We start from the raw sequence: 21,034 nt of genomic DNA, 5'->3' as shown, positions 1-21,034 counted from the left end.
AGCGAAGGCGCGGCTTCCGTGCGTGCTAACTCGTAAAGCCAGGTTGAAGAGCAGGCGATTTCCTCAGTGGAAAGAGTCTCGTGAGACTGGGCGCGGATACCATAGTGCCGACATCCGCCACCACATGCTAACGTGTGCGGACCTGTACGTGGCACCTGATGCTCGTGCGCAAACACGGCTTCTTTTCGCAGCCGAGTTGCAGAACGAAAATATATTCCTTTAGCGCCCCCGCGCCGTAGAGAATATTGGGCCGAACCCAAGCGACAACCGAGTTCCCACGCCGCCGACAAGTATCGGCACCGGGAGCCGAGAAGGTGAACGCAATTGACCGAACGGCAACTTCATCTGGGCGCCTTCATGCGCCCCGTCAGCCTCCATACCGGAGCCTGGCGGTATCCGGGGTCTTATCCGGACGCGAATTTCAACTTTGCCCATATCGTCGCGTTTGCGAAGAAACTGGAAGCGGCGAAGTTCGACGCCTTCTTCATGGCCGATCATCTTGCCGTGCTCAACATGCCCGAGGAGGCTTTGAAGCGCAGCCACACGGTCACGTCGTTCGAGCCGTTCACGCTGCTTTCCGCTATTGCGGCGCTGACGAGCCGCATCGGTCTCGTCGCCACGGCATCGACCACGTTCGACGAGCCCTATCATGTGGCGCGGCGCTTCGCATCTCTCGATCACATTAGCGGCGGACGCGCCGGGTGGAACATCGTCACGACTTCCAATCCCGATGCTGCACTGAATTTCGGCCTTGATGCGCATGTCGCTCATGGCGAACGCCACGAACGTGCGCGCGAATTCTATGACGTCGTCACCGGTTTGTGGGATAGCTTCGACGACGACGCCTTTATCCGCGATATCGAAAGCGGTGCCTTCTTCGACCCGGCGAAGTTGCATGCCCTCAACCATAAAGGCACTGAACTGTCCGTACGGGGTCCGCTTAATATCGCCCGCCCTCCACAAGGATGGCCCGTCATCGTTCAGGCCGGTCAATCCGACCCGGGCCGGCAGCTTGCCGCTGAAACGGCTGAGGTCGTCTTTTGCTCGCCGCGCGACTTGCCCTCCGGACAGGCGCTCTACGCCGATATCAAGGGGCGGATGGGGAAAGTGGCGCGCAATCCTGATCATCTGAAGATCCTGCCTGCGGCATTCGTGGTGATCGGGGATACGCTTGAAGAGGCGAGGGCAAAGCGCGCGCATCTCGATGGCCTCGTGCATTACGACAGTGCCATCGCCTCATTATCAATCGCGCTCGGTCATGACGCCTCGAAATTCGATCCTGACCTGCCGCTTCCCGAGGTCCCCGAGACCAATGCCAGCAAGACCGGCCGCGAGCAGGTGCTGAAGCTCGCTGTTCAGGAGAGCCTGACCGTGCGGCAGCTGGCGCAGCGATACGGCGGGTATTCGGGGCTCGCCTTCGTCGGCACGCCGCAGCGGATCGCCGACCAGATGGCCGAGTGGCTTCATGAAGGAGGATCGGATGGTTTCAACGTTGTGTTTCCCTACCTGCCGCAGGGCCTCGACGATGTCGTCGAGCGGCTGGTTCCTGAGCTTCAGCGGCGGGGGCTCTTCCGCAGCAAGTATGAGGGAGCAACGCTGCGCGACCATCTCGGGCTTCCCCGGCCCAGGAGCCGCTACGCTTGACGCGCCCATGACGTCGCGGGAACACGATCCCGCCCGGGCGCGTTTGCCGTGCGCTTACGAGGGAAACGAATGATTTATGATACGGTTTTGGTTGGCTCCGGCTTCTCGGCGATCGCGACGCTCTGCAATCTCATCGAGATTCTTCCGGCATCGGCTGCCGTGGCCGTGATCGGCGATGACCCGGGCTTTGGCCGCGGAACCGCCTATCGCTCGGAGCTATATCTCCACCGGCTGAACGTCCCGGCCGGCCGGATGAGCCTCTTTCCAGACAGGCCGAATGCATTCGTCGAATGGCTTGCCGAGCGAAAGCGGCCGCTGAGAGACGGCGATTTTGCTTCCCGCCAGGATTACGGCCTCTACGTTCGCGACAGCCTTGCGGCGCTGCTGCGCAACAGGCGGCCGCGATGCAAGGTGGACTTCATCCGCGCCAAGGCAACGGGCTGCGTCGAGCGCTATAACGCCACACTTGGCTTCCTTCTCGACAATGGTGGGGAGATCGCCGGGCGGAACGTCGTGCTGTGCCTCGGCGTCGGCAATGCGCCGCTGCCCTTCGATGTATCCGGATTGGCCGCGTCGGCAAGGAAGCGTATCGTCGAAAACCCGTGGCGCCTGTCGTGGCTGAGACGCGTCGGGCGCGACGACAACGTCTGTATTCTTGGCTCCGGCCTGACGATGATCGATCAGGTTCTGGCGCTGCGCGCACGCGGTTTCCGCGGAAAAATCGATGTCCTTTCCCGGCGCGGCCTTGTCCCCCATGGGCACGTCGTCGCTCCGGCGCCCCCGGCCGATTTTGATCCGCAGACCCTGCCCGTCAAGTTGAGTGAGCTGCTTCGTCGACTGCGCGAGGAAAGCCGGGCTGCAGGTGACTGGCGCTCAGTCATGGACCGTCTGCGCCCGCAGACGCAGGCGCTCTGGGCACGGCTTCCGGCCGCCGAGCGCGTCCGCTTTCTTCGACACGCGCTGCCATGGTGGAACATTCATCGCCATCGGGTGGCCCCAGATGTCCATGCACGCTTTCGCGAGTTGATGGAGAGTGGCCGCGTCGCTGTGCATGCCGGCTTCCTCTCAGGCGTGGAGCAGACAGGGGGCGCCCTTACCATCACTTATAGATCCAAGGGGACGCTGCAAAGCAGGCAGGTGAATGCCGACTGGCTGGTCAATTGCACTGGCGTCGAAAGGGCGGGTATCGCGCATTCACCATTGCTTGCGGAAATGAAGCGCCAGGCTCTGATCAAGGCAGACGCACAGGGGCTCGGCATCGTCGTCGATCGGCAATCGAGAGTGCAGGCAGATGCCGCAAGCGCCGCAGGGCTCTATGCAGTCGGAGCGCTGACGGCAGGCCAGTTCTGGGAAATTACGGCGGTTCCGGATATTCGCATTCAGGCAGGCCGTCGCGAGCGATGTTGCAGCCGCAATCGCTGGCGGTGATCGCGAATGACAGCCAGTCGCGGCTAGCTTTCCCTTGTGGCCTTGGGATTGTTGATCTCCAGAAAAGAGGTGATCTGCGTTCGGCGGGAGGTGTCGATCGAGACCGGATCGACAGCCCCTCTTCAACAATCGATCTGGTGAAAAGGCAATTTTCTCCCACTCGGTTAGAAGTCGATAGCGACGGCCCGGCCGGGCGGCCAGCATCATTCGGTAAAGACCACCACGACGCCAGGTTTTACCATGCTTGCCAGTTCCTCGACGTCCCAGTTGGTCAATCTTACACAGCCATGCGAGCCGGTCTTATCGATGAGGGATGGTTCAGGCGTTCCGTGGATGCCATAGGTCGGCTCCGAGAGGTCGATCCAGACAGACCCAACCGGATTGTTGGGTCCGCTTGGCAAGGTAAGCTTCGTCCTGTTCTTGCCTTGCTGGAAATTGACACGCGGATTGTATTCGTAGGTTGGGTTGCGGGCAACACCGTTGACCTTGTGCTTTCCGGAAGGGGACGGGTTGTCTTCGCTGCCAATTGTCGCCGGATAGATTGCCAGAACATCTCCATCATCGGCAAAGGCGACGAGCTGTCCGTCCGCGCGACGCGCTTCGATCCGCTTCACCCGGCCGGTTCTGGGTGCTCCGACAACGGCTACGGAGATCGTCTCGCCGGGCGAAAATTTTGCGGACGGGTTGAGGGCATGGAGAAGGTCGATATCCATGTGAAAGCGCTCGGAAAGCTTTTCTGGGATGCTTGTATAGCCGAGGTGATCCATCTTGGCTTGTTCGGCATAGTCTTTCGGCACTTCACTAACGAGGTCGTCGGCGTCATCGGGCGCGATGATATACGGGCCGATCACATGCTTGTCGTCGCCGAGCCGCTCTACCACCAGGGCGTCGAGCTTGCCGTCCACCGGCAGATGCTGCATTGCTTCGAAACCGGCAATCGCCTTGCTGACATTGGCGCCATCGAAGCCATCGATCACACCCGGCGATGCGCCTGCCCGGTCAAGCAGGACCTGAAGATGGACTATTGCGGCCTTCGGTACAGGCGGGTCCTGCGCAACCTGCCCGTCGAGCCCTGACAAGACATCCGAGTTGTTGATTGAATCGGGCGACAATTCCTGGGCGTGGGAAAAGCCAAGCGAGCCGAAAAAGATCATTGAGCCAAACAGAAGTCTTTTCATAGCACCGAAAGGGCTGAACAGCTCGATTGTTCCATAGCGCGGAAGCCGCGCTCTCCAGCGGCCTTCAAGCGCCGCAGTGAGCCAAAATCGAGCGGTCAGTTTGGCTTGGAAGACGCGAGCCCGCGAGAGCAGCGTGCGAGGCAAGTCACGAGCGCCTGGCGAGAGAAGGCCATGAGCGAAGATTTGCTGACACCACTGCGACGATGATATCGTTGAGATAGAAAAGTCGCTGGTTCCGGCGCGCCTGGCAACTCCGGTCGATCGAGCTGACCGATGCCGGCTCGCGACGATAGGTGTTTGGCAAGCGTTCAGATTGCGAGGCTTGATAATTTCGATCCCTTGAAACTCTCCCTCGTTGTCGGTGACAACGTTACATCCGTTGGCCTGAGCGACGGCGGCCACGATGGTATCCATGGCACTTCGCGGGGGGCCGGTTGCCTTTCCCTGTGCCATCAGTTCTCCCCAGATGAGATCGGCCTTCGTCGAACGGAGGACGACGGTGAGGGATGCGACCAATAAATCAGTATCAGCTCGCTCGGCCATCCATGTCGAAAGCAACTATAACGTTTGTGGCTTCGTGATATTGCTCAGAATGTTCGTGTCGAGCAGAGCGCGCATTACAGATCGAGCTCACGACCTTACTCGGGCGAGCGGGCTCGACGCAGCGCCGCGAGAATCCCGCCCCTCTTTGGCGGCTCACCGGGGAGCGTTTCGCTCACGACTGTGCGTAGGTTAGCTGCTTCCGTGCGCGCAAGAGACCTGATCAAGCTGCGATCACTATCGCGTCCAAGGACCTCGAAACGAGCGAGGCCGCGGTCGCCAAAGCGGCTTCTGTAACTCTGAATTGCCCATGTCTGAGAGCTGGCCACGAGACCTTATTTATTTCCCGTAATACACCCAGATTGGCCGTTGTACGCAAGCAAACTCGGCATGTGACGTCTGACGTGGGGCCGCCGATACAGAGGCGTCTCAACAGCGTGATCAAAGAGCACACCTATCCGCGGTAATCGCATGGCACGTCAGGAATGGCAACGCAGCAAAGCGGTAGCATCGGTGCGCACCGGTGTCGTTACCAGTAAGCTTCTGCAGGTCCGTCCTCGAATGGCAGAGCTAATCAGCACGCCTCAGTAGTCTTGCAAAAAAATCGGTGAAGACACGAACCTTCGCAGCACGATGGCTCGCGACGAAAGATGTGGTCTCGCGATTCAGGAAAGAATCTTGACGCGCTTGCCACTCGCCATGATGTGCTGCGACCGTCTCCAAAGGCTGTCGAATGGGTAATGCTGATTTTCCGGAATTATGGACAGGTCTGCGCGGGCACCATCATCGACATCAGGCACCGTCAGCCCTTGACGGCACCCGCCGTCATCGAACCCGATATCTGCCGATACATCAGCAGTCCGAGCAGAGCAGGTGGCAGCGCGCCGAGCGCCATGACCGCCGAGGCGACGCCCCATTGTACGCCGCCGCCGCTGGCGGCGAAGAAGAAGGAGGCGCCGACGGTCATTGGCACCGCCTTGTTGGTCGTCAGCATCAAGCCGAAGAGGAACTCGTTCCAGGCGGTGATGAAGCCGAAGATGAAGGCGGTGACGAGTGCCGGGCGGATGACGGGCGTGATGATGCTGACCATTGCCTGGAATGAGGAGGCGCCGTCGATGCGGGCGGCTTCGTCGAGCTCAAGCGGCACGTCGTTGATGGCATTGACGAGCATGACGAGGGCGAGCGGGATGTTGACGATCGTCAGGATCAGGCCGAGGCCAAGCTGGGTGTCGAGCAGCCCGAGCCATTGGTACATCATGTAGAGCGGGATCGCGAAGATGATCAGCGGCACGGCGCGCAGGTTGATGACCAGCGGCATCATGATCCGCCGGCCGACCTCGCTGCGGGCGATGGCATAGGCGGCCGGCAGGCATAAGGCGATGGCGAGCGCCGTGCCGAGGGTCGCAGCGATCGTGCTGTTCAGGAGATAGGCATAGATATTGAAGCGGTCCGTCTCGGTGAGGATGCGTGCGTAATTCGCAAACGTCGGCTGGTTGATCCAGAGGCCGGCATTGCTCGAGAGTTCGCGCGCGCTCTTGAACGAGGTGACCAGCGTGACAATGATCGGGAAGTTCATCGCAACGGCGGCAATTGCGAAGACGATCCAGCGGAGCGCGTTGATCATGCTGCCTTCCTCCTGCGGCCGGCGAGCCAGTTCAGCCCGTAGAGAACGGCAAGCGAGGCGATGAAGAGGACGACTGAGGCCGCCACCGCCTTGCCGATCGAACCATCCTTGAAGAAGGCCTGATAGATGTAGATTGACAGCGACGTCGTGGAGCCGCCAGCACCGCTGCCGGTCAGCGCATAGACATTGTCGAAGACGCGGAAGCCATCGATGAAGCGGATGAAGAAGGCGATGACGAGCGTCGGCATCATCAGCGGCAGATCGATCCACCAGAGGATGCGCCACGCCGAGGCGCCATCGAGCGAAGCTGCCTCGCGGACATCGAGCGGGATCGCCGAATAGGCGACGTAGAACAGCAGGAAGGCGAACGGGGTCCACTGCAGCGTCTCGACGACGACAAGCGTCTTGAAGGCATTGTTGACGTCGAGGAAAGCCGGGCTGTCGCCGAACCATAGGAAGAGATAGTAGGGCACCGGGCCGGCAAACTCATGCAGCACAAGCCGGTACATCAGACCGATCATCGCCGGCGCGACCATCAGGGGCAGCATCAGCGGCGCCATCAGCACCGAGCGCTTGGCTAGCAGCGGTGCGAGGAAGATCGCCAGGAACAGGCCGATCAGGCATTCGGCGACCGCGGTCACCATGCCGAAGCGGAAGGAAAAGAAGGTCGCCTGCCAGAAGGTGCGGTCCTGCACGACGGCAAGGTAATTGCCGAACCCGCTGAGTTCCGGGCTGCGCAGGTTCTGGAATCCGACCGTCGAGACCGAATAGACCAGATTGACGAGAGCCGGAAAGCCCAGAAAAAGCAGCAGGAAGCCGACCAGCGGCGTCAGGTAAGCCCTGCCTTCGGCACGTGTTACTATAGCCATGTCGCTCCGCCGGATGGGAGGGATGCCGGGATGACCCGGCATCCAGATCAGGGTTACTTCTTGAGGAGATCCTGCATGCCCGTCTTCGTGTGGGCAAGCGCATCCTCAAGGCTCTGCTGGCCCGACCAGTAGCCGGTGAACTCCTTGGCCTGCAGCTCGTAGACCGAGAGGGCATTGGCCGAGGTGGCGCCGGTCATGACATAGCCGTACTTGCTGGCGAATTCGCCGAGCTTGACGAGATCCGGGCGCTCGGAAGCGACCTTCGCCACGACCTCAGGCGTCAGCGCCGGTGAGCCGCCGCTCTTCGCATAGGTCAGGGCTGCATCCTCGGTCGCCAACCATTTCAGGAACTTGACGGCACCCTCCTTGTTCTTGGCATTCTTGTTGAGGCCAAGACCAAGACCGTGGATGTGATCGGCGCGGCCGTTCGGCCCGGCCGGCGGCGCGACGATACCCGTCACGTCGGCGACGGCCGGCGACTTCTCGGCGCTGGTGAGGTCGGCGGCGGCGGCATTCCACTGCAGCGCGGTTGCAGCCTGGCCGGCTGCGAAGGCGGCGTTGGTTTCCGGATATTCGTAGCTCAGCGAGTCCTTCGGCGAAGCGCCGGCATCGTAGAGCGTCTTATAGAGCTGCAGCGCAGTCTTGTAGGCGTCGGAATCGACCGTCACGTTGCCGCTGGCATCCATCCAGTCGCCGCCGTAGGAACGGGGCAGGGACTGGAACACCATCATGTTGAACAGCAGGTTCTTCATCTGCAGCACGGTGCCATAGCGCACGGGGCTGTCGGGATTGGCCTGCTTGGAGAAGTAGAGCGCGGTCGCCGCCCAGTCGTCCCAGGTCCAGCTGTCCGGGTCCTTCGGCTGCAGATCCTTGCCAAGCACCTTCTTGGCGAGCTCGGCATAGGTCTTCTTCGCTGCATCGTCCTTCATCAGGGCGTCGATGAGATCTTTGCGGTAATACATGAAGTGCAGCGACAGGTCGGTCGGAACGCCATACTGCTTGCCGTCGAACTGCATGGTCTTCAGAACGGAATCGCCGAACACCTTGGCGGCATCGGCACTGAGATCGACCGGTTCCATGTAGGGCGCGTAGCGGCCGATCGAGTAGGTTGCGACGAGGTTGATGTCGAAGGCGGTCGAACCGGCGGCCATGTCGGCCTGCAGCTTGTCGAAGAAGCCGTCACGGTTGAAGAACAGCAGCTCCACCTTGTCGGCGTCGGAGGCGGTCTTGTTATAGACCTCGACGGTGGCGCGCAGCGCCGTCTCCTCTGAACCGCCAGGCCAGCCGAGGACGGTGACGGTGGCATTGGCAAGTCCCGGCAGGGCGGCGCTCGAAAGAAGCGCGGCGAGAGCCGGAGCGATTATCTTCTGCATTTTCATTTTTGTTCCCTTTCTTTGTTTTCGTGATTATCCGGTGGTCTTCATGCCCTGCTGCGCGCCAGATCCGCGGCGCCGATAATGCCTGCGCGGCTGCCGAGTTCTGCCGCGACGAGGTTGGGAGTGATGCGGGAACTCAAACCGCCAAGCTGCGACCGCACCTGATCGAGATAGCCGGGGGCAAGGCCGATACCGCCGCCGATGACGATCCGCTTCGGATCGAGCATCAGTTTGATATCGCTGCAAAGCAGGGCAACGCGCAGCGCGGACCGCTCGACGATCTCCTTCGCCCAGGCAGCGCCCTTTTCTGCCTCGGCAAATACCGTCACCGCGTCGGCGTCATGGCCGGCCGCTTTCGCCTGTGCGGCGATCCAGAGCCCGGATGTCATGTCTTCCAGAGGCTCCACGCCCTGCGACGGACTGCGGGTCAGCCCGAAATGCCCGGCAAGACCGGAGGCGAGCCTGCCATTGATGACGATGCCGCCGCCGATGCCGGTCGAGATCGTCAGGAAGACGATATCCTCGCCGCGTCCGGCGCCAAACCGGTATTCGCCCCAGGCGGCCGCCTGCGCATCGTTGATGGCGATGACGGATACGCCGAGACGCTTCTCCGCGCGCGCCACCAGCGGATAGTTATCGGGAATTCCAAGGGTTGCCGGATTGAGCGCCGACCAGTTGCCGTCTTCGACGAAGCCTGTCACCGCGATACCGGCGCGGGCGAAGTGACCGGCCCACCCGGCGGTTTCCGCAGCGATTGCATCCAGCCAGACGTCGGGACCCTCTTCGCGCCGTGTGCGGACGACGCGCTCCTCCAGCACCTCGTCCTGTTCGACGAGGGCGACCATTGTCTTCGTCCCGCCAATATCGATCGCCAGCACCGGCTTGCCCGCATCTTCGCGCGCCGAGAAGGCGGCGTCGGTCGCTTGATGAAACCAGGCCGTCGCATGCTCGGTGCGGGTGATGGCGGAGCCGACGACAACGGCGAGCGCGCCTGCATCCGCGGCCTGCGCCGCCTGTTCCGGCGTGCGGATACGGCCCTCGGCGATGACGTAAGGCGTCAGCGCGCGTATTGCCGAAATCAAGGCGATATCGGGCTCGACCGGTTCCGGTCCGCCGACATAACCCGACAGCGTCGTGCCGACAAAATCGACGCCGGCGGCCAGCGCGCGCCTGGCGTCTTCGAGCGAGGAGCAATCTGCCATCGTCAGCTTGCCCTTGGCCTTCGCCGCGGTCACCAGCGCTTCGACAGGTGCCGGACGGGTGCGATCTGTCGCGTCGAAAGCGATGATATCGGCGCCCGCATCTGCCAGTGCCTCGACATCCGCAATAAAGGGCGTGATGCGGACCGGGCTGTCGTCGAGATCGCGCTTGACGATGCCGATAATTGGAAGCTTCACATGCGGCCGGGCGGCCTTCACATAGGCGACGGATTCGATGCGCACTGCTTTGGCGCCTGCGGCCGCTGCGGCATTTGCAAAACCGATGACGAAGCGCGCATCATCCATCGGGCCGTCGGGCACCGGCTGGCAGGAAACGATGAGGCTGTTTCTGATGTCTTCGCGCTTCACGGGATGCTCCATTTCGGACATCACGATAGATGGAAAATACCAGATGGCAACCAGTTAATGACTGGTATTATCGCTGCAATTCGAAGACGAAGTCATATACGTCGCCCTTATAGCGGGTTTCGCACAGTTCGACGGTCTGGCCTTCCGCCAGATAACAACGCCGCTCGGTCACCAGGAGAGGTGAGCCCGCCTCGCAGTGAAGATGGTCGGCGTCTTCAGGGGTCGCTGCTCGCGAGCGCATACGCTGGATCGCGCGTTCCGGCATGAACCCTCGCGCTTCCAGCACTTCGTAGAGCGACTGGCCGATCAGGTCAGGTGAGGGCACGAAGCGAACGGGAACGATCGACGTCTCCAATGCGATCGGCAGTCCGTTCGCGGTTCGAACCCGCTTCATCCTGATCACATTGGCATTTCCGGCAATGCCGAGGGCCATCATCTCGGTGGAAGAGGCCCGGGTTATCTGCTTCGCGATCCAAATACATCCAGGCACTTGGCCCCGGGCGCGAATGTCCTCGGAAAAGCTGGTGAGCGTCGAAAGCGACTTCTCGACGCGCGAGCCGATTTCGGTCTTGAAGCCGTGGCGCCGATTGAGAAGCCCCTCTTCTTCCAGAAGCGCCAAAGCTTTGCGCACCGTTACGCGGGAGAGCGACAAAGACGTCGCAATCACCCGCTCACCAGGCAGGACGCTACCGGATTGAAAGGCCTGCGTCTGGATCGCCTCCTCGATTGCCAGCTTCAGCCGCTTATAGAGCGGGATATCGGCCGGAAGCTGATCGAGGGACGTCCCGATTGCATCGATGACCTGATTGTCTGCCATGGGAAATCTGCCGAAGGAGGACTCAAGAAAATTCACTGGATATATACTGGTATTATCTCGCGGGCGCAAACAGTGCTTCGCGAACGATTGAATTGTGCATTGCGTCAGGTCGAGCCACGCGACAGTTTCGGGCGAGTTTCGCCGCAAGGTTTAAGGAGGTGGTGTGCCTTGGTCCGATCGAGTACCTGCAGCGCGGGCGCATCGCCTTTGCCAAGGGTAGTCTGGCCGGTGAAATCAGAACCGTTGCTGAAGTTGATCCTTTGGGACATGATCTGTGAAAGTCGCCTATCTGCCTCGCAATCTCAGCTGCTGGCAATGAGCTGAACATTTCCCAGCTAGCGCTATCGGCGGGTAATCCGCCAGCTCGAGAATCCCCACGGCGTTCGTCTGTTTTGCAAACTGGCGAAGGCGTTGAGCCCCTATGGGTCAGCTCTCTTCAGCAAAGCCTTCCAGATATGGACAGCGCTCGCCGAGGTGCGCGAAGAAATTGAGCATCTTGAGGGTCGCGCCAAAGCGAAAATCAGACTGGCTAAAGGCGATCCCTGGAGATTTGTCATTTTCTCTGAAATCATACTCACATTCAACGAGAGCGATCCGGGCGGCGGTCTCGATCGCCAACAACGAAGGTGGACGTTCTGGAGCGCGGGCGGTGTCCAGGCATCAGGAGCAATCTACACCGCGGCGGCATCTGCAAAGCCATTCGATTTCTCAGCGTTGGAATGACAGGGAGCAGGTCTCACCAACTGGCGCCCCAACCTTGTCGCGAGCTTCCATCGGTTCTCAGCGTAGGTACTTCTACGCTACCTTCGACGAAAGGGCGTCGGCGATCTCAGCGGCTTCCATCCGTGCAGAAGTCTTGTAGGGATAGTGGCTCCAACACCACCATTCCTCACGCTCGCCTTTCCCGAAGCCGAACCCCGCCCAATCCCCGCAACTGCATTTGCGGGCGACGAGGGTAGGGGCACGCTGCAGCGTGGGACGGTCGAGGTCACTCATTGCGTTCTTCCTTGTGCTGTTGCCGTGGGCCCCAGAGGCAGCCAAGCTTCATTGGAAAATCTTATGTTCCCATTTTGTTCTTTCTGGGATATATGTCAACTGGACTTGCCGATACTCAAGGGAGTGCGATGTGGCGAAGAAGCTGACTCTATCGACAATCAATCGGGGCTGGCCTCATCAGATCGCGCTCTTGAAAGCATTGTCGGAAGGCAGTTTGGCAGACGAGCAAGCGCTTTACTGCAACCGTCTGTTACGCTGCAGTGTCATCCCATCGGTGACGTCCAACGGGCAGATTTTCAATATCCATTGTTTCGCCACGCGAGCGGGAGCTTCTGCATTCATGTCGAAATTCGGTGGAGAGTGGTTCGACCCTGCACGGCGTGGCCGTGGCGAGTAGGTCGACCGCTGGATCCGGACATCCGTCGGGGACCACGGTATGACTGAGCTTAAAGATATTGCCGTTGAGCAGGTGAGGTCAGCATCCGGCGCCGCAAGCCGACGCATGCAGCCATCCTCCTTCCTGGAAATGCTCTGCCGCCTTCGATGACGCCTAACCAGGTGTAAGCTCTCACTGCAATGACAGCTCATTCCCTGCTGGAACACTCGAAGGAATTCGAGGGCGCGTGCGATGACTACCAAGCCTGGTATCTGGATCGCTCGACTTAGGCTGATCGCGTCGCTGGAGTTCTCCAGTCGCGGTTGTCAAGCACGTCGCAGCTGGCATCGCAGGTCAGGCTTATGGTTCTCTCGAGGTCGTGCGAGCCTGCGCATGTCACTCGTCGTCATTGCTGGCAAGGGTCTTTACCAGCGCTATCAACGAGCGTCTCACGCCGGCATCTTTGATCCTGATGAACGCCTGGTTCAACGCAATACCTTCAGCTGTTCCAATCATGTCTTCTATCGCAGATGACCCGACCGCCCCGTGTCGGTTTTCCTCCTCTTCGCCAAAGAGCCAGGCTGGAGTCGTCCCAAGAATATTGGCAATCTGCTGCAGACGGCTGGAGCCGATCCTGTTTGTGCCCTTTTCGTACTTCTGGACCTGTTGAAATGTGATGTCCAACTTGTCGGCTAAGCTGGTCTGTGACATGCCGAGAAGCTTTCTGCGGGTTCGTACACGGGTTCCGACGGCAACATCGATATGAGAGGGAATAGCGGGAATTTTCGGCATGACTTTCCTGGAGAGTTGGTGTGCAACGGTTGCACTAGCGAGCGTGCGCTGTCCATGCTTTTCAGCTGGGTCGGACCATAGTCTGATTTATGAAACAAATCGAGCAGCTCAGGAGACCAGAGAGCGGCAATGACGGTATGGCCACCCCCCCGATTTGTTCTTTCAGGAAGAAGCCGGTCCCGGCATTCGCGTTGCGCGGCGATGTTTGGGCCGCTGTCTGCTCTACGGCTCAAGTCGAAGTAAATCGCATAAGAGCGTAATAGCCCGAAAGTTCCGGGATCATCGCCGCCATCACGTCGAAGCGGGGATCGTCCTCGACCAGTTCGCCGGCATATTTCGCCTGCAGGAACAGCGCGTGGGCGGCGAGCGCATCGTCATTGGCCCGGTGCAGAATAGTGAAGACAGGGGCAGGGACGGTCTTGCCCTTGACGATGACGCGGTCGAGCTCGGCGATTGTATATTTGCCGCTGACCAGGAATGCCGTGGTCTCGCCGAGCAGAAGCGCGACGCCATAATTCTTCGAGGCGCCCTCCAGCCGTGAGGCGAGGTTGACGCTGTCGCCGAGGCAAGAGTAGTCGAAGCGGCGGGTGGAGCCCATATTGCCGACGACGCATTCGCCGGTATTGATGCCGACGCCCATCTTCAGCACATGCAGCGGCGTACCAAAGGCCCTGGCTTCGGCTTCCAGCTCGTGATTGAGCTTGGTGATCTCCTCCTGCATCGCCAGCGACGCGGTGACGGCATGCATGGCATGATCGGGATCGTCGAGTGGGGCGTTCCAGAAGGCCATGATGCAATCGCCCATATATTTGTCGATCGTGCCGCCATGGTTCATCACCACTTCGGACAGCGGCGTCAGCAGCCGGTTGATCAGCGTCGTCAGCTGCTCCGGATCGTCCTTCATCGTCTCGGCGATGGTCGTGAAGCCGCGCACATCCGAAAACAGCACCGAGAGCGTGCGCCGCTCGCCACCGAGCTTCAGCTGCGAGGGGTCTTCCGTCAGCCGCTTGACGAGTTCCGGCGAGATATATTGCGAGAAGGCGCGGGTGATCTGCTGCTTGTTGCGACGCTCCTCGGCGAAGTCGAAGGCAGCCTGGCCGAAGGCGACGGCGATATAGGCGATCGACGGGCCGAGCGGCGAGACGAAGACATGGCCGAAGCGGATGCCGGCAAAGCTTGCGGCAGCGAAGACGCCGATCGCGGCAATCGCGGCTGCGAGTGTCAGCCAGCTGGTGGAGCGCCAGACCGTTGCCGCCGCGAGGATCGCCGCGACGAGGATCGCCAGCGCCACCAGCGGCAGCGCGCCCCTGGCGATATAGAAGCGGTGGACGATATTGTCGTAGATCGTTGCCTGGATCTCGACGCCAGCCACCAGCTTGCCGGTGTGGACGGTATAGGGCGTCGCAAAGGTATCGGCGCCGCCCTTGTCGATCTCGGGTGCGTTCTGCAGGCTGAGGCCGACGAGCACAACGCGGTTCCTGAAGAAATCAGGGGGCAGGAAAGTCGGCGGATCGAGCGCCTGATAATAGGAGACCGTCGGATAGCTGCGGGCCGGGCCGAAGGACTGGATCATCGCGCCCGCGGGCGGCATCGCGGCCGCCTTTCCCGCGGCGGCCGCCAGCATCACGGCAAAGCCGTCGCGATAGGCGGGAATGGTGCGGAAGGTGCCGTCGCCGCCAAGCTCGATTGAGGCGATGCCGGTTCTGGCACCGGCGGCCGTGAACTGCGGCATCGGCGTGGTGCGGATCAGCTGATCGGCCTGCGGCGCCTGGATCAGCGTTTCATCACCGGCGAGCACCAGATCGGGTGCGGAGGCTGCGGTGATTGCCGCGTCATTCTCGGGAGACGACGGCTCGGCCATGATGATGTCGAGACCGATCGCCTTGGCGCCGGCGGCCCGCAGCGCCTTGATCAGGTCGGCGTGCAGGCGGCGCGGCCAGGGCCATTGGGCGTTGATCTGCGCCAGCGCCGGTTCGTCGATCGCGACGATGACGGGCGCATCCTCGGGCGGAAGGGGATCATCGACCGTCGAGAGATAGTCGAAGCTCCGGAGCTCGAGCAGCGACCAGGCGGGCAGCCGCGACAGAAACGAAATTGCCACCAGCGTCGCCAGCACCAGCACGGCAAGCCTGACCGGCCGGCTGCTGAACGGCCAGCCGGGAGCGCGGGTGGACTGGCGGGGATTGGAGCGCATCAGAAGCGGATCTTCAGGCTGCCCTTGACCGCACGCCCCCAGCCCGGCACGCCGGGCGCAACCTCGAAATCCTCGTCGAGAAGGTTAAAGGCAGAGGCTTCGAGGGCGAACCGCTTGTCGAGCGGCTCCCAGATCATGTTGGCGTCGAGGGTCCAGTAGTCGTCAAGTTTAACGGTCGTGAAGGGACCGAGTTGCCCCTCGCGTGTGCCTATGTAGTTGGCCGCGAGTGTTGCTTTGACATTGGCTTCGTTGACCCAAGTGACAGCAAGCTGGGCACTGCGTTCCGGCACATAAGGCAAAGCCTCACCGAAGCCAATGTTGCTCGCATCCTCGTTTTTGGAGTGCGCATAGGCAACCGTTGCAGAGATACCAAAGCCGTAGGAGAGAGCAACGTTGGCTGTGGCACTTAGCCGATCAAGTCTACCATCACTGATGCTGATGCCCCCTGGAAGATAGGGAACAAAGGGGCTGGTGATCGGGTAACCCAGGTTCAGATCCTTGATCTGCTGATGCTGGTATTCGACACTCGTGAAGAAGCTATCGGTCCACTGCGCGTCCCATTGTACCGCAATGGTGTCGGTGTATCCGTCGTTGCCTGAGTATAGCTGGTTTGATTGCAGGCCCAGAACGCCAATCGGCGACAGCGTCGGGCTGCCAAGGTCGAAGCTCTGGCGCATGTAGGCAACACGTAACCACTGGCCGTCGGAAGGTGTCCAAGCGACACCAAGGCGAGGCTCAATCCTAGCCGTGTCTGTTGTCTCGCCATCCACTAACGTTCCGAAGATTGCATACTCGGCTTTCAGCGTGGGAGTGATTTCATGAAGCAGGTCGATATAGGCACGGCCAAGACCGATTGCTTCATCAGTTCCGGCCGCGAAAGGAAATGAATCCGACGCCTCTGCATGGATGACACCGCCTTCCAGGCCGTACCGCCAAGTCAAATCATCACTTCCGTAGAGGTGGTTGATCGCAACTATATAGTTCTGTTGAGAACTTGTAGCAAAGCGCCCTGTAACTGGTGGTATGCCAAAACCTTGGGTAATGCGCTGTTCACTATCGGTATAGAAGAAAGCTGAATTTACAACGTTGCGATACCCGAAGGTATGGCTCCAACCAATCCCGGCCGCAGTCTCCCTTGAGTTGACCCTGTCGCTTTCGTTGTACGGCACACCGCCCGGTGCGAAGGGGAAATCGATCGTTTGATCGATCCGGCTATCGCTATGATTGGCGTAGAGGACGAAGCGATCGTCGGGATTTGGCGTTGCGGTCAAATACGCATTACCGGACCAGTTTTTGATATCGCCATTGTTGGTTCCAGGCCCGAGCAAACCGACTAGAGATTGACCATAATCGCCGCCATACGGCGTCTGCACCCACGTCAAATTCAGATACCCGCTCACCGGGAACGGGGCATTGGCAAAACCCTGGAGCTCCGCTTCACCCGTCGGTTTCGTCTCGCCAGCCGAATTGATAAAGCCCGCGCCAAGCGACCCCTCCAGAAACGGGCGGCGCAGGAGGTTGGCGGAGCGTGAGCGGCCGGACAGCATGTGCGGATCGAGCAGCAGACCCTGCAAGAGCGCTGAGAAGCTGTTCGAGTTCAGCTTGTAGAGATCGATCTCGTCGTCGAAGATTTCGGTATTGGCGAAGGGGCGGATGTTGCCGCGGATCGACTGGTCGACATAGCCGCTGCCGGCGAAGGGGTCGAAGACCGCATCGCCGTAATAGCGGCCCCAGGCGTTGAGGCCGCGCAGGCGGAAGGCATTGTTCAGCGTCGAGCCGGCATCCTGATTGGCGCCGAGCGAGCCGTAGTGGCCGCCGCGGGCCTTGGAGCGGCGCAGGAATTCCTGGGCATTCTCAAGCGCGCCATCCGGATCGTAATCATCGATCGCGACGGCGGTGCGGAATGACGAGATCACCGGATCATTCTTGTCCAGCCGGTCGGCATTATCCAGCGCCTGTTCCGAGAGGACGCGGTCGCCCTTTTCGTAGTGGCCGGCGGCGAGCATCAGCTGCGCCTGCGAATGCGCCGGATTGGCGGTCGAGGATGCCAGGAGATCGTCGATCGCCTTGTCCATCTCGCCCATCTGCAGATAGTAGCGGCCCCGGGCGAGCAGCGCGATGTCGAAGGCCGGGTCGGCGGCGAGCGCGAGGTCGATTTCGCGCTTGGCTTCCTTCATCCGTGACTGATCGAGATAGAGAATTGCCAGATTGGCGTGGCCGATCGGATCGTCGGGATCGAGCTCGATCGCCTTCTTGAGGGCGGCTTCGGCTTCGCGCGAGGCGCCGCGGGCATCCTGCAGCAGACCGAGGTCGTTCCAGGCCATGGATGAGCCGGGCGCCACTTCGATCGCTGCGTTCAAGTCGGCGAGGGCGCCTTCGAGATCGCCCTGATAATCTGCGCGCATGCGGGCGCGGGCCTGCAGGGCGTTCGGGTCCTGCGGGTCGATCGCCAGCGAGCGGGCGATTGCATCCTGCATCTGGACGCGGTCGTTGATCAGCAGCGCGAGCTGGGCGCGCAGCGCCGGAAGCGTCGAGTCCTCGGGGTAGTGCGCCTCGGCTTGCTTCATCGTGGCGATCGCTGCCGGGATGTCTTCGAGGAAGCCTGCCGTATAGGCCTTCATCACCGCGGCGTAGGGGCCGGTGACGCTCGCCGGCGGCTTCTCGTTGCGGGAGGGATCGCGCAGCGACCGGGCGTAATAGCCGCCGTAGGCGGCGATGCCGCGGCGCAGCGGATCGAGGGAGCGTTCGGCGCTGGCAAAGAGTTTGGCCGCATCGTCATAGCGCTTCTCGGCGCCGGCGATCAGCGCCTCGATGAGATCGGCGCGGGCGCGCTGGGAGGCGGAGAGGCGAGAGGCGCGGGCCTGCGCCAGGGATTCCAGCGCTTTCCTGCGGCCATCGAGCGAGAGCTGCACTTCGGCAAGCGTCAGCCAATCCTCGGCGCTGCGGGCGCCGGGCGCCTTGGCTTCGATGCGGCTGCGCTCGCTGCGCATCTTCTGCACCGGAAGCGGCGAGGCGGGCATGAAGGTGAAGCCGCTGCGCAGCGTCAGATAGAAGAGCATCTGCTCGCGATCATCCGGCGTGACGATGACGAGCTTGCGCGGCGCCTGGCCGATGGTGGCGACGGCGCCTTCGCCCTCCGCCACCTGGACGCTGCCATACTCGTTCTTCAGCTCGACCTGTCCCTCAAGCACGATCAGCGAGGTCTGGTCGCCCTTGACGGTCAGCGTCCAGTCCGTGCCGCGGATGGCGGCGGCCGCTGCCGGGGTCTCGACCGTCAGCCCCGTGCCGCCGCGCTGGGCGCGGGCCCACATGGTGCCGGATTGCAGGTTGAGGATCGTGTCGCCGTCGCGCGCCATCTTCTTGACCTGCAGCGCCGAATTGCGGCCGAGGCGAACCTGGGTGCGGTCGGCAAAGAGGATGGCGAGCTGGCCGGATGCATTGGTGCGCAGCACGTCGCCGCCGAGCAGATCCTGGTGCAGGTCGACATTCTGCCAGTTCGACAGATCGACGAAGCGCACTTCCTCGCCCATCTTGCGGTCGATGACGGAACCGGCTGCCGGTTCAGCGCGCAAAACAGGGTCGGCCGCTGCCGGCCGCGCAACAAAAGACGCCGCCACAGTCAACGCCATCACGGCGGACATGGAATTCGTAAATCTACCCCTCATAGAAAAGCGTTTGTCTTTGGCGTCGCCAAAAGTCAAGCAGAGTTCTACTTATGCTCTTGCTTTGGTTGTGAAGTGTAATATCAGGGAAACACTTTGCGGCGGAGGTAAGTGCGTGGCGGATTTCGAAAGTGCGACTGAACTGATGATGAGCGATCCTTCGACAGAGGATATCGGATCGGAATATTTCGACCATATCAAGAAGATAAACGACATCTTCTACGATCAGATCAAGATATCCGATCAGAAGGCGGCTTACATCTTCACCTTCATGCTTGCCTTTCTCGTCAGCTCCAGCGAGGTACGCGCGGTCTTTACATGGACGCGCTATGCCGACGGAAACCTGCAGCACATTCTGTTCTCCGGTCTGCTTGCAGCGGCGTCCGTCTTCTCGATCCTGTCAGCGATCCTGGTGGTGCTGCCGCGCCATCTCACCAAGTCCACCTCGCTGTTCTGGGGCACCTGGGGCGAGCACCGGCAGCTCTTCTGGGACGCGGCGACACGGCGCGACGAGCGCTATCTCTTCGCCGAATATCTCGACAATGCCGATATTCTCTCCACCATTGCGCGCGGCAAGTATCGTTGCGTCACACTCGCGTTTCGCGGACTGATGGTAACCGTCATCGCTTATGTGCTGCTTCTGATCGCCGGGTGAGGGTGAAACTCACACCCAATCTCTCTCGATAAAATCAATTTCGAAGAAAGGCTCCTTCTGGTCTTAAACCGTATCTGTGTGCTGCCTCGACGCTTCGGCTGCACGACACGTCCCAGCCGGCATCGGCAGCGAGTTGCTTAACAGCAATGTCCCGCAGGTGAGGGCATCGATGGATTAGACCGCGCCGCGAACGAATGATTAGGACGCGGTTTCCGGTGAATTTCGGATCGTTTCCGGAACACGCTCTGGGGCGAGGGTAAAAGAGCTCTCAGTCGCCCGCGCCACAAACTGTGGCGAGCAGAGCGCACGCGCGGGCAATCAGGCAGACGGCGAGCCGCTGCTAGGCTCTGCAAGAATTTTCGCCTTATCGAAGCGCTGACAGCATCCGCGCGTCGCGGAGATCTCGCGGAACTTTTTCACATGGCGCTCATTCATATGGGACGCTGGAGAAATAAAATGTTCGCCCTTCTGACAATACTGACAGTCCTTATCGCGACCATGTTTGTGGGACTGGTAGCCTCGACCTTGAGAGAATTGCGCAACGAAAGCGCTGATCCAGGCGAAAGAGCGCTCTGGAAGACGAGCCGCTAAGCTCGACTTCGATCTTCGGTACGATCTCCGCTGGCAATTGACTGCAGTCGCCCTATCTGAAAGTCAGGCGGTACCATTTCCGGTCCTTCCATGGAGGAATAGTATGGACCGACCAGAGCTCGAAACGGAAAAGTTCTACTGGGCTCGCCGACGAGGCAGCAGCCGCACCGAGATAGTCATGGTTTCATCCGTTTTCGGCGGAGAGCGCGAATTTTGGACTGTCGCGGTGATGGGCTCTGAAAGCCACGCGATGCTTGATAACTTTGAGTTCTTCTCCGCCGTTGATTGTCCGGCTGGTCTCCACTACAGTCCTTCCCTTCAGGATCGTGATGATCGACATTGATCCCGATCAGCGCGCCCTGTTCCGGACGCTACTTTCCCATCCCCTAAAGCTTAGACTCGCTAAGGCGGTATCGGAAGGCGAATTACGTGCCGAGCAGATTGTTCGGCTTTGCGACCGGAGCCGATCGACTGCAACCGCTCATCTTCGCGAGCTGCGCAAGGCCGGCCTGATCAGGACGCGGAGATGCGGCCGAACAGTATTCTACCATTGTGCCTCCGAAGAGATTAGATCTTGGATCGACAGCTTCCAGCCAGACTCCTCGGATCGACAGCCTGTATGACCGCATTAACCGAGGTCGTCATGGGCCTTCTCCAACCGGCAGCGGCAGCGGTGTGACAGCCGGAGAGCGGCCTGTCGGTCGCAGTGCCCCGCCTGATCGAC

The 21,034-nt window shown here is 60.7% G+C and carries 17 protein-coding genes and 1 pseudogene; 7 read left to right on the top strand and 11 right to left on the bottom strand.

Annotated elements, in window-relative coordinates; all coding sequences use genetic code 11:
- Positions 1 to 324 precede the first annotated feature (324 nt).
- Positions 325 to 1,644: an LLM class flavin-dependent oxidoreductase gene (locus tag ACEN84_RS02590; RefSeq protein ID WP_413708530.1), complete on the top strand. Its 1,320-nt coding sequence runs from the start codon at positions 325 to 327 to the stop codon at positions 1,642 to 1,644.
- A gap of 69 nt (positions 1,645 to 1,713) precedes the next feature.
- Positions 1,714 to 3,072: an FAD/NAD(P)-binding protein gene (locus tag ACEN84_RS02585; protein WP_413708529.1), complete on the top strand. Its 1,359-nt coding sequence runs from the start codon at positions 1,714 to 1,716 to the stop codon at positions 3,070 to 3,072.
- A gap of 203 nt (positions 3,073 to 3,275) precedes the next feature.
- On the opposite strand, the gene ACEN84_RS02580 is transcribed toward ACEN84_RS02585, so the two are convergent.
- From ACEN84_RS02580 to ACEN84_RS02550, 7 genes and pseudogenes are all read right to left on the bottom strand, one after another.
- Positions 3,276 to 4,226, bottom strand: a complete 951-nt coding sequence (locus tag ACEN84_RS02580) for a L,D-transpeptidase family protein (RefSeq protein ID WP_413709021.1) — start codon at positions 4,224 to 4,226, stop codon at positions 3,276 to 3,278.
- A gap of 677 nt (positions 4,227 to 4,903) precedes the next feature.
- A pseudogene (locus ACEN84_RS02575) lies at positions 4,904 to 5,119 on the bottom strand (hypothetical protein); the annotation flags it as partial.
- Positions 5,120 to 5,592: 473 nt separating this feature from the next.
- Entirely contained in the window at positions 5,593 to 6,414 is an 822-nt protein-coding gene (locus tag ACEN84_RS02570) for a carbohydrate ABC transporter permease (protein WP_413708528.1), read from the bottom strand.
- Positions 6,411 to 7,283 carry a carbohydrate ABC transporter permease gene (locus ACEN84_RS02565; protein WP_413708527.1) on the bottom strand — a complete coding sequence of 291 codons (873 nt, stop codon included), beginning with the start codon at positions 7,281 to 7,283 and terminating at the stop codon, positions 6,411 to 6,413. The genes ACEN84_RS02570 and ACEN84_RS02565 overlap by 4 nt, the downstream gene beginning before the upstream one ends.
- A gap of 53 nt (positions 7,284 to 7,336) precedes the next feature.
- The gene (locus ACEN84_RS02560) at positions 7,337 to 8,662 is read right to left on the bottom strand and encodes an extracellular solute-binding protein (RefSeq protein WP_413708526.1); all 1,326 of its coding nucleotides are present in this window, start codon (positions 8,660 to 8,662) and stop codon (positions 7,337 to 7,339) included.
- Positions 8,663 to 8,703: 41 nt separating this feature from the next.
- Positions 8,704 to 10,239, bottom strand: a complete 1,536-nt coding sequence (locus tag ACEN84_RS02555; RefSeq protein WP_413708525.1) for a putative N-acetylmannosamine-6-phosphate 2-epimerase — start codon at positions 10,237 to 10,239, stop codon at positions 8,704 to 8,706.
- A gap of 55 nt (positions 10,240 to 10,294) precedes the next feature.
- Positions 10,295 to 11,044: a GntR family transcriptional regulator gene (locus ACEN84_RS02550; RefSeq protein WP_413708524.1), complete on the bottom strand. Its 750-nt coding sequence runs from the start codon at positions 11,042 to 11,044 to the stop codon at positions 10,295 to 10,297.
- A 411-nt stretch (positions 11,045 to 11,455) separates the two neighbouring features.
- Between ACEN84_RS02550 and ACEN84_RS02545 the strand changes: the two genes are divergently transcribed.
- Complete coding sequence (locus ACEN84_RS02545) at positions 11,456 to 11,767, top strand: hypothetical protein (RefSeq protein WP_199628646.1); 312 nt, start codon at positions 11,456 to 11,458, stop codon at positions 11,765 to 11,767.
- A gap of 72 nt (positions 11,768 to 11,839) precedes the next feature.
- On the opposite strand, the gene ACEN84_RS02540 is transcribed toward ACEN84_RS02545, so the two are convergent.
- Positions 11,840 to 12,040 carry a hypothetical protein gene (locus ACEN84_RS02540; RefSeq protein ID WP_130284494.1) on the bottom strand — a complete coding sequence of 67 codons (201 nt, stop codon included), beginning with the start codon at positions 12,038 to 12,040 and terminating at the stop codon, positions 11,840 to 11,842.
- Between the two features lie 130 nt (positions 12,041 to 12,170).
- On the opposite strand from ACEN84_RS02540, the gene ACEN84_RS02535 reads away from it, so the two are divergent.
- Positions 12,171 to 12,437 carry a hypothetical protein gene (locus ACEN84_RS02535; protein ID WP_130284492.1) on the top strand — a complete coding sequence of 89 codons (267 nt, stop codon included), beginning with the start codon at positions 12,171 to 12,173 and terminating at the stop codon, positions 12,435 to 12,437.
- A gap of 375 nt (positions 12,438 to 12,812) precedes the next feature.
- Here ACEN84_RS02535 and ACEN84_RS02530 read toward each other — a convergent pair whose 3' ends face one another.
- The 3 genes from ACEN84_RS02530 to ACEN84_RS02520 form a co-directional block, all read right to left on the bottom strand.
- A complete protein-coding gene (locus tag ACEN84_RS02530) occupies positions 12,813 to 13,208 on the bottom strand; it encodes a helix-turn-helix domain-containing protein (RefSeq protein ID WP_199628647.1) in 396 nt (131 codons plus the stop codon).
- Positions 13,209 to 13,437: 229 nt separating this feature from the next.
- A complete protein-coding gene (locus ACEN84_RS02525) occupies positions 13,438 to 15,402 on the bottom strand; it encodes a CHASE2 domain-containing protein (protein WP_413708523.1) in 1,965 nt (654 codons plus the stop codon).
- The gene (locus tag ACEN84_RS02520) at positions 15,402 to 19,067 is read right to left on the bottom strand and encodes a FecR domain-containing protein (RefSeq protein WP_413708522.1); all 3,666 of its coding nucleotides are present in this window, start codon (positions 19,065 to 19,067) and stop codon (positions 15,402 to 15,404) included. Before ACEN84_RS02520 ends, ACEN84_RS02525 begins: the two co-directional genes overlap by 1 nt.
- Positions 19,068 to 19,179: 112 nt before the next feature.
- On the opposite strand from ACEN84_RS02520, the gene ACEN84_RS02515 reads away from it, so the two are divergent.
- The 3 genes from ACEN84_RS02515 to ACEN84_RS02505 all read left to right on the top strand — a co-directional run bounded on the left by ACEN84_RS02515 (position 19,180) and on the right by ACEN84_RS02505 (position 20,933).
- Positions 19,180 to 19,719 carry a Pycsar system effector family protein gene (locus tag ACEN84_RS02515; protein ID WP_413708521.1) on the top strand — a complete coding sequence of 180 codons (540 nt, stop codon included), beginning with the start codon at positions 19,180 to 19,182 and terminating at the stop codon, positions 19,717 to 19,719.
- Between the two features lie 694 nt (positions 19,720 to 20,413).
- Positions 20,414 to 20,653, top strand: a complete 240-nt coding sequence (locus ACEN84_RS02510; protein WP_112720325.1) for a hypothetical protein — start codon at positions 20,414 to 20,416, stop codon at positions 20,651 to 20,653.
- Positions 20,640 to 20,933, top strand: a complete 294-nt coding sequence (locus ACEN84_RS02505; RefSeq protein WP_112720324.1) for a metalloregulator ArsR/SmtB family transcription factor — start codon at positions 20,640 to 20,642, stop codon at positions 20,931 to 20,933. Before ACEN84_RS02510 ends, ACEN84_RS02505 begins: the two co-directional genes overlap by 14 nt.
- The last annotated feature ends 101 nt before the right edge of the window (positions 20,934 to 21,034 follow it).

It is taken from the genome of Rhizobium sp. Rhizsp82 (assembly GCF_047325115.1).
Classification (GTDB): Bacteria; Pseudomonadota; Alphaproteobacteria; order Rhizobiales; family Rhizobiaceae; genus Rhizobium.
The sequence above is the reverse complement of the archived record's forward strand: the minus strand, read 5'-3'. Positions and strand labels throughout refer to the sequence as shown.

What these genes read in the sequence shown, in the direction of transcription:
- ACEN84_RS02565 (WP_413708527.1), bottom strand. Translation starts at nt 7,283, where the DNA reads ATGGCTATAGTAACACGTGCCGAAGGCAGGGCTTACCTGACGCCGCTG.
- ACEN84_RS02555 (WP_413708525.1), bottom strand. Translation starts at nt 10,239, where the DNA reads ATGGAGCATCCCGTGAAGCGCGAAGACATCAGAAACAGCCTCATCGTT.
- ACEN84_RS02570 (WP_413708528.1), bottom strand. Translation starts at nt 6,414, where the DNA reads ATGATCAACGCGCTCCGCTGGATCGTCTTCGCAATTGCCGCCGTTGCG.
- ACEN84_RS02520 (WP_413708522.1), bottom strand. Translation starts at nt 19,067, where the DNA reads ATGAGGGGTAGATTTACGAATTCCATGTCCGCCGTGATGGCGTTGACT.
- ACEN84_RS02550 (WP_413708524.1), bottom strand. Translation starts at nt 11,044, where the DNA reads ATGGCAGACAATCAGGTCATCGATGCAATCGGGACGTCCCTCGATCAG.
- ACEN84_RS02530 (WP_199628647.1), bottom strand. Translation starts at nt 13,208, where the DNA reads ATGCCGAAAATTCCCGCTATTCCCTCTCATATCGATGTTGCCGTCGGA.
- ACEN84_RS02525 (WP_413708523.1), bottom strand. Translation starts at nt 15,402, where the DNA reads ATGCGCTCCAATCCCCGCCAGTCCACCCGCGCTCCCGGCTGGCCGTTC.
- ACEN84_RS02580 (WP_413709021.1), bottom strand. Translation starts at nt 4,226, where the DNA reads ATGATCTTTTTCGGCTCGCTTGGCTTTTCCCACGCCCAGGAATTGTCG.
- ACEN84_RS02510 (WP_112720325.1), top strand. Translation starts at nt 20,414, where the DNA reads ATGGACCGACCAGAGCTCGAAACGGAAAAGTTCTACTGGGCTCGCCGA.
- ACEN84_RS02540 (WP_130284494.1), bottom strand. Translation starts at nt 12,040, where the DNA reads ATGAGTGACCTCGACCGTCCCACGCTGCAGCGTGCCCCTACCCTCGTC.
- ACEN84_RS02585 (WP_413708529.1), top strand. Translation starts at nt 1,714, where the DNA reads ATGATTTATGATACGGTTTTGGTTGGCTCCGGCTTCTCGGCGATCGCG.
- ACEN84_RS02505 (WP_112720324.1), top strand. Translation starts at nt 20,640, where the DNA reads ATGATCGACATTGATCCCGATCAGCGCGCCCTGTTCCGGACGCTACTT.
- ACEN84_RS02560 (WP_413708526.1), bottom strand. Translation starts at nt 8,662, where the DNA reads ATGAAAATGCAGAAGATAATCGCTCCGGCTCTCGCCGCGCTTCTTTCG.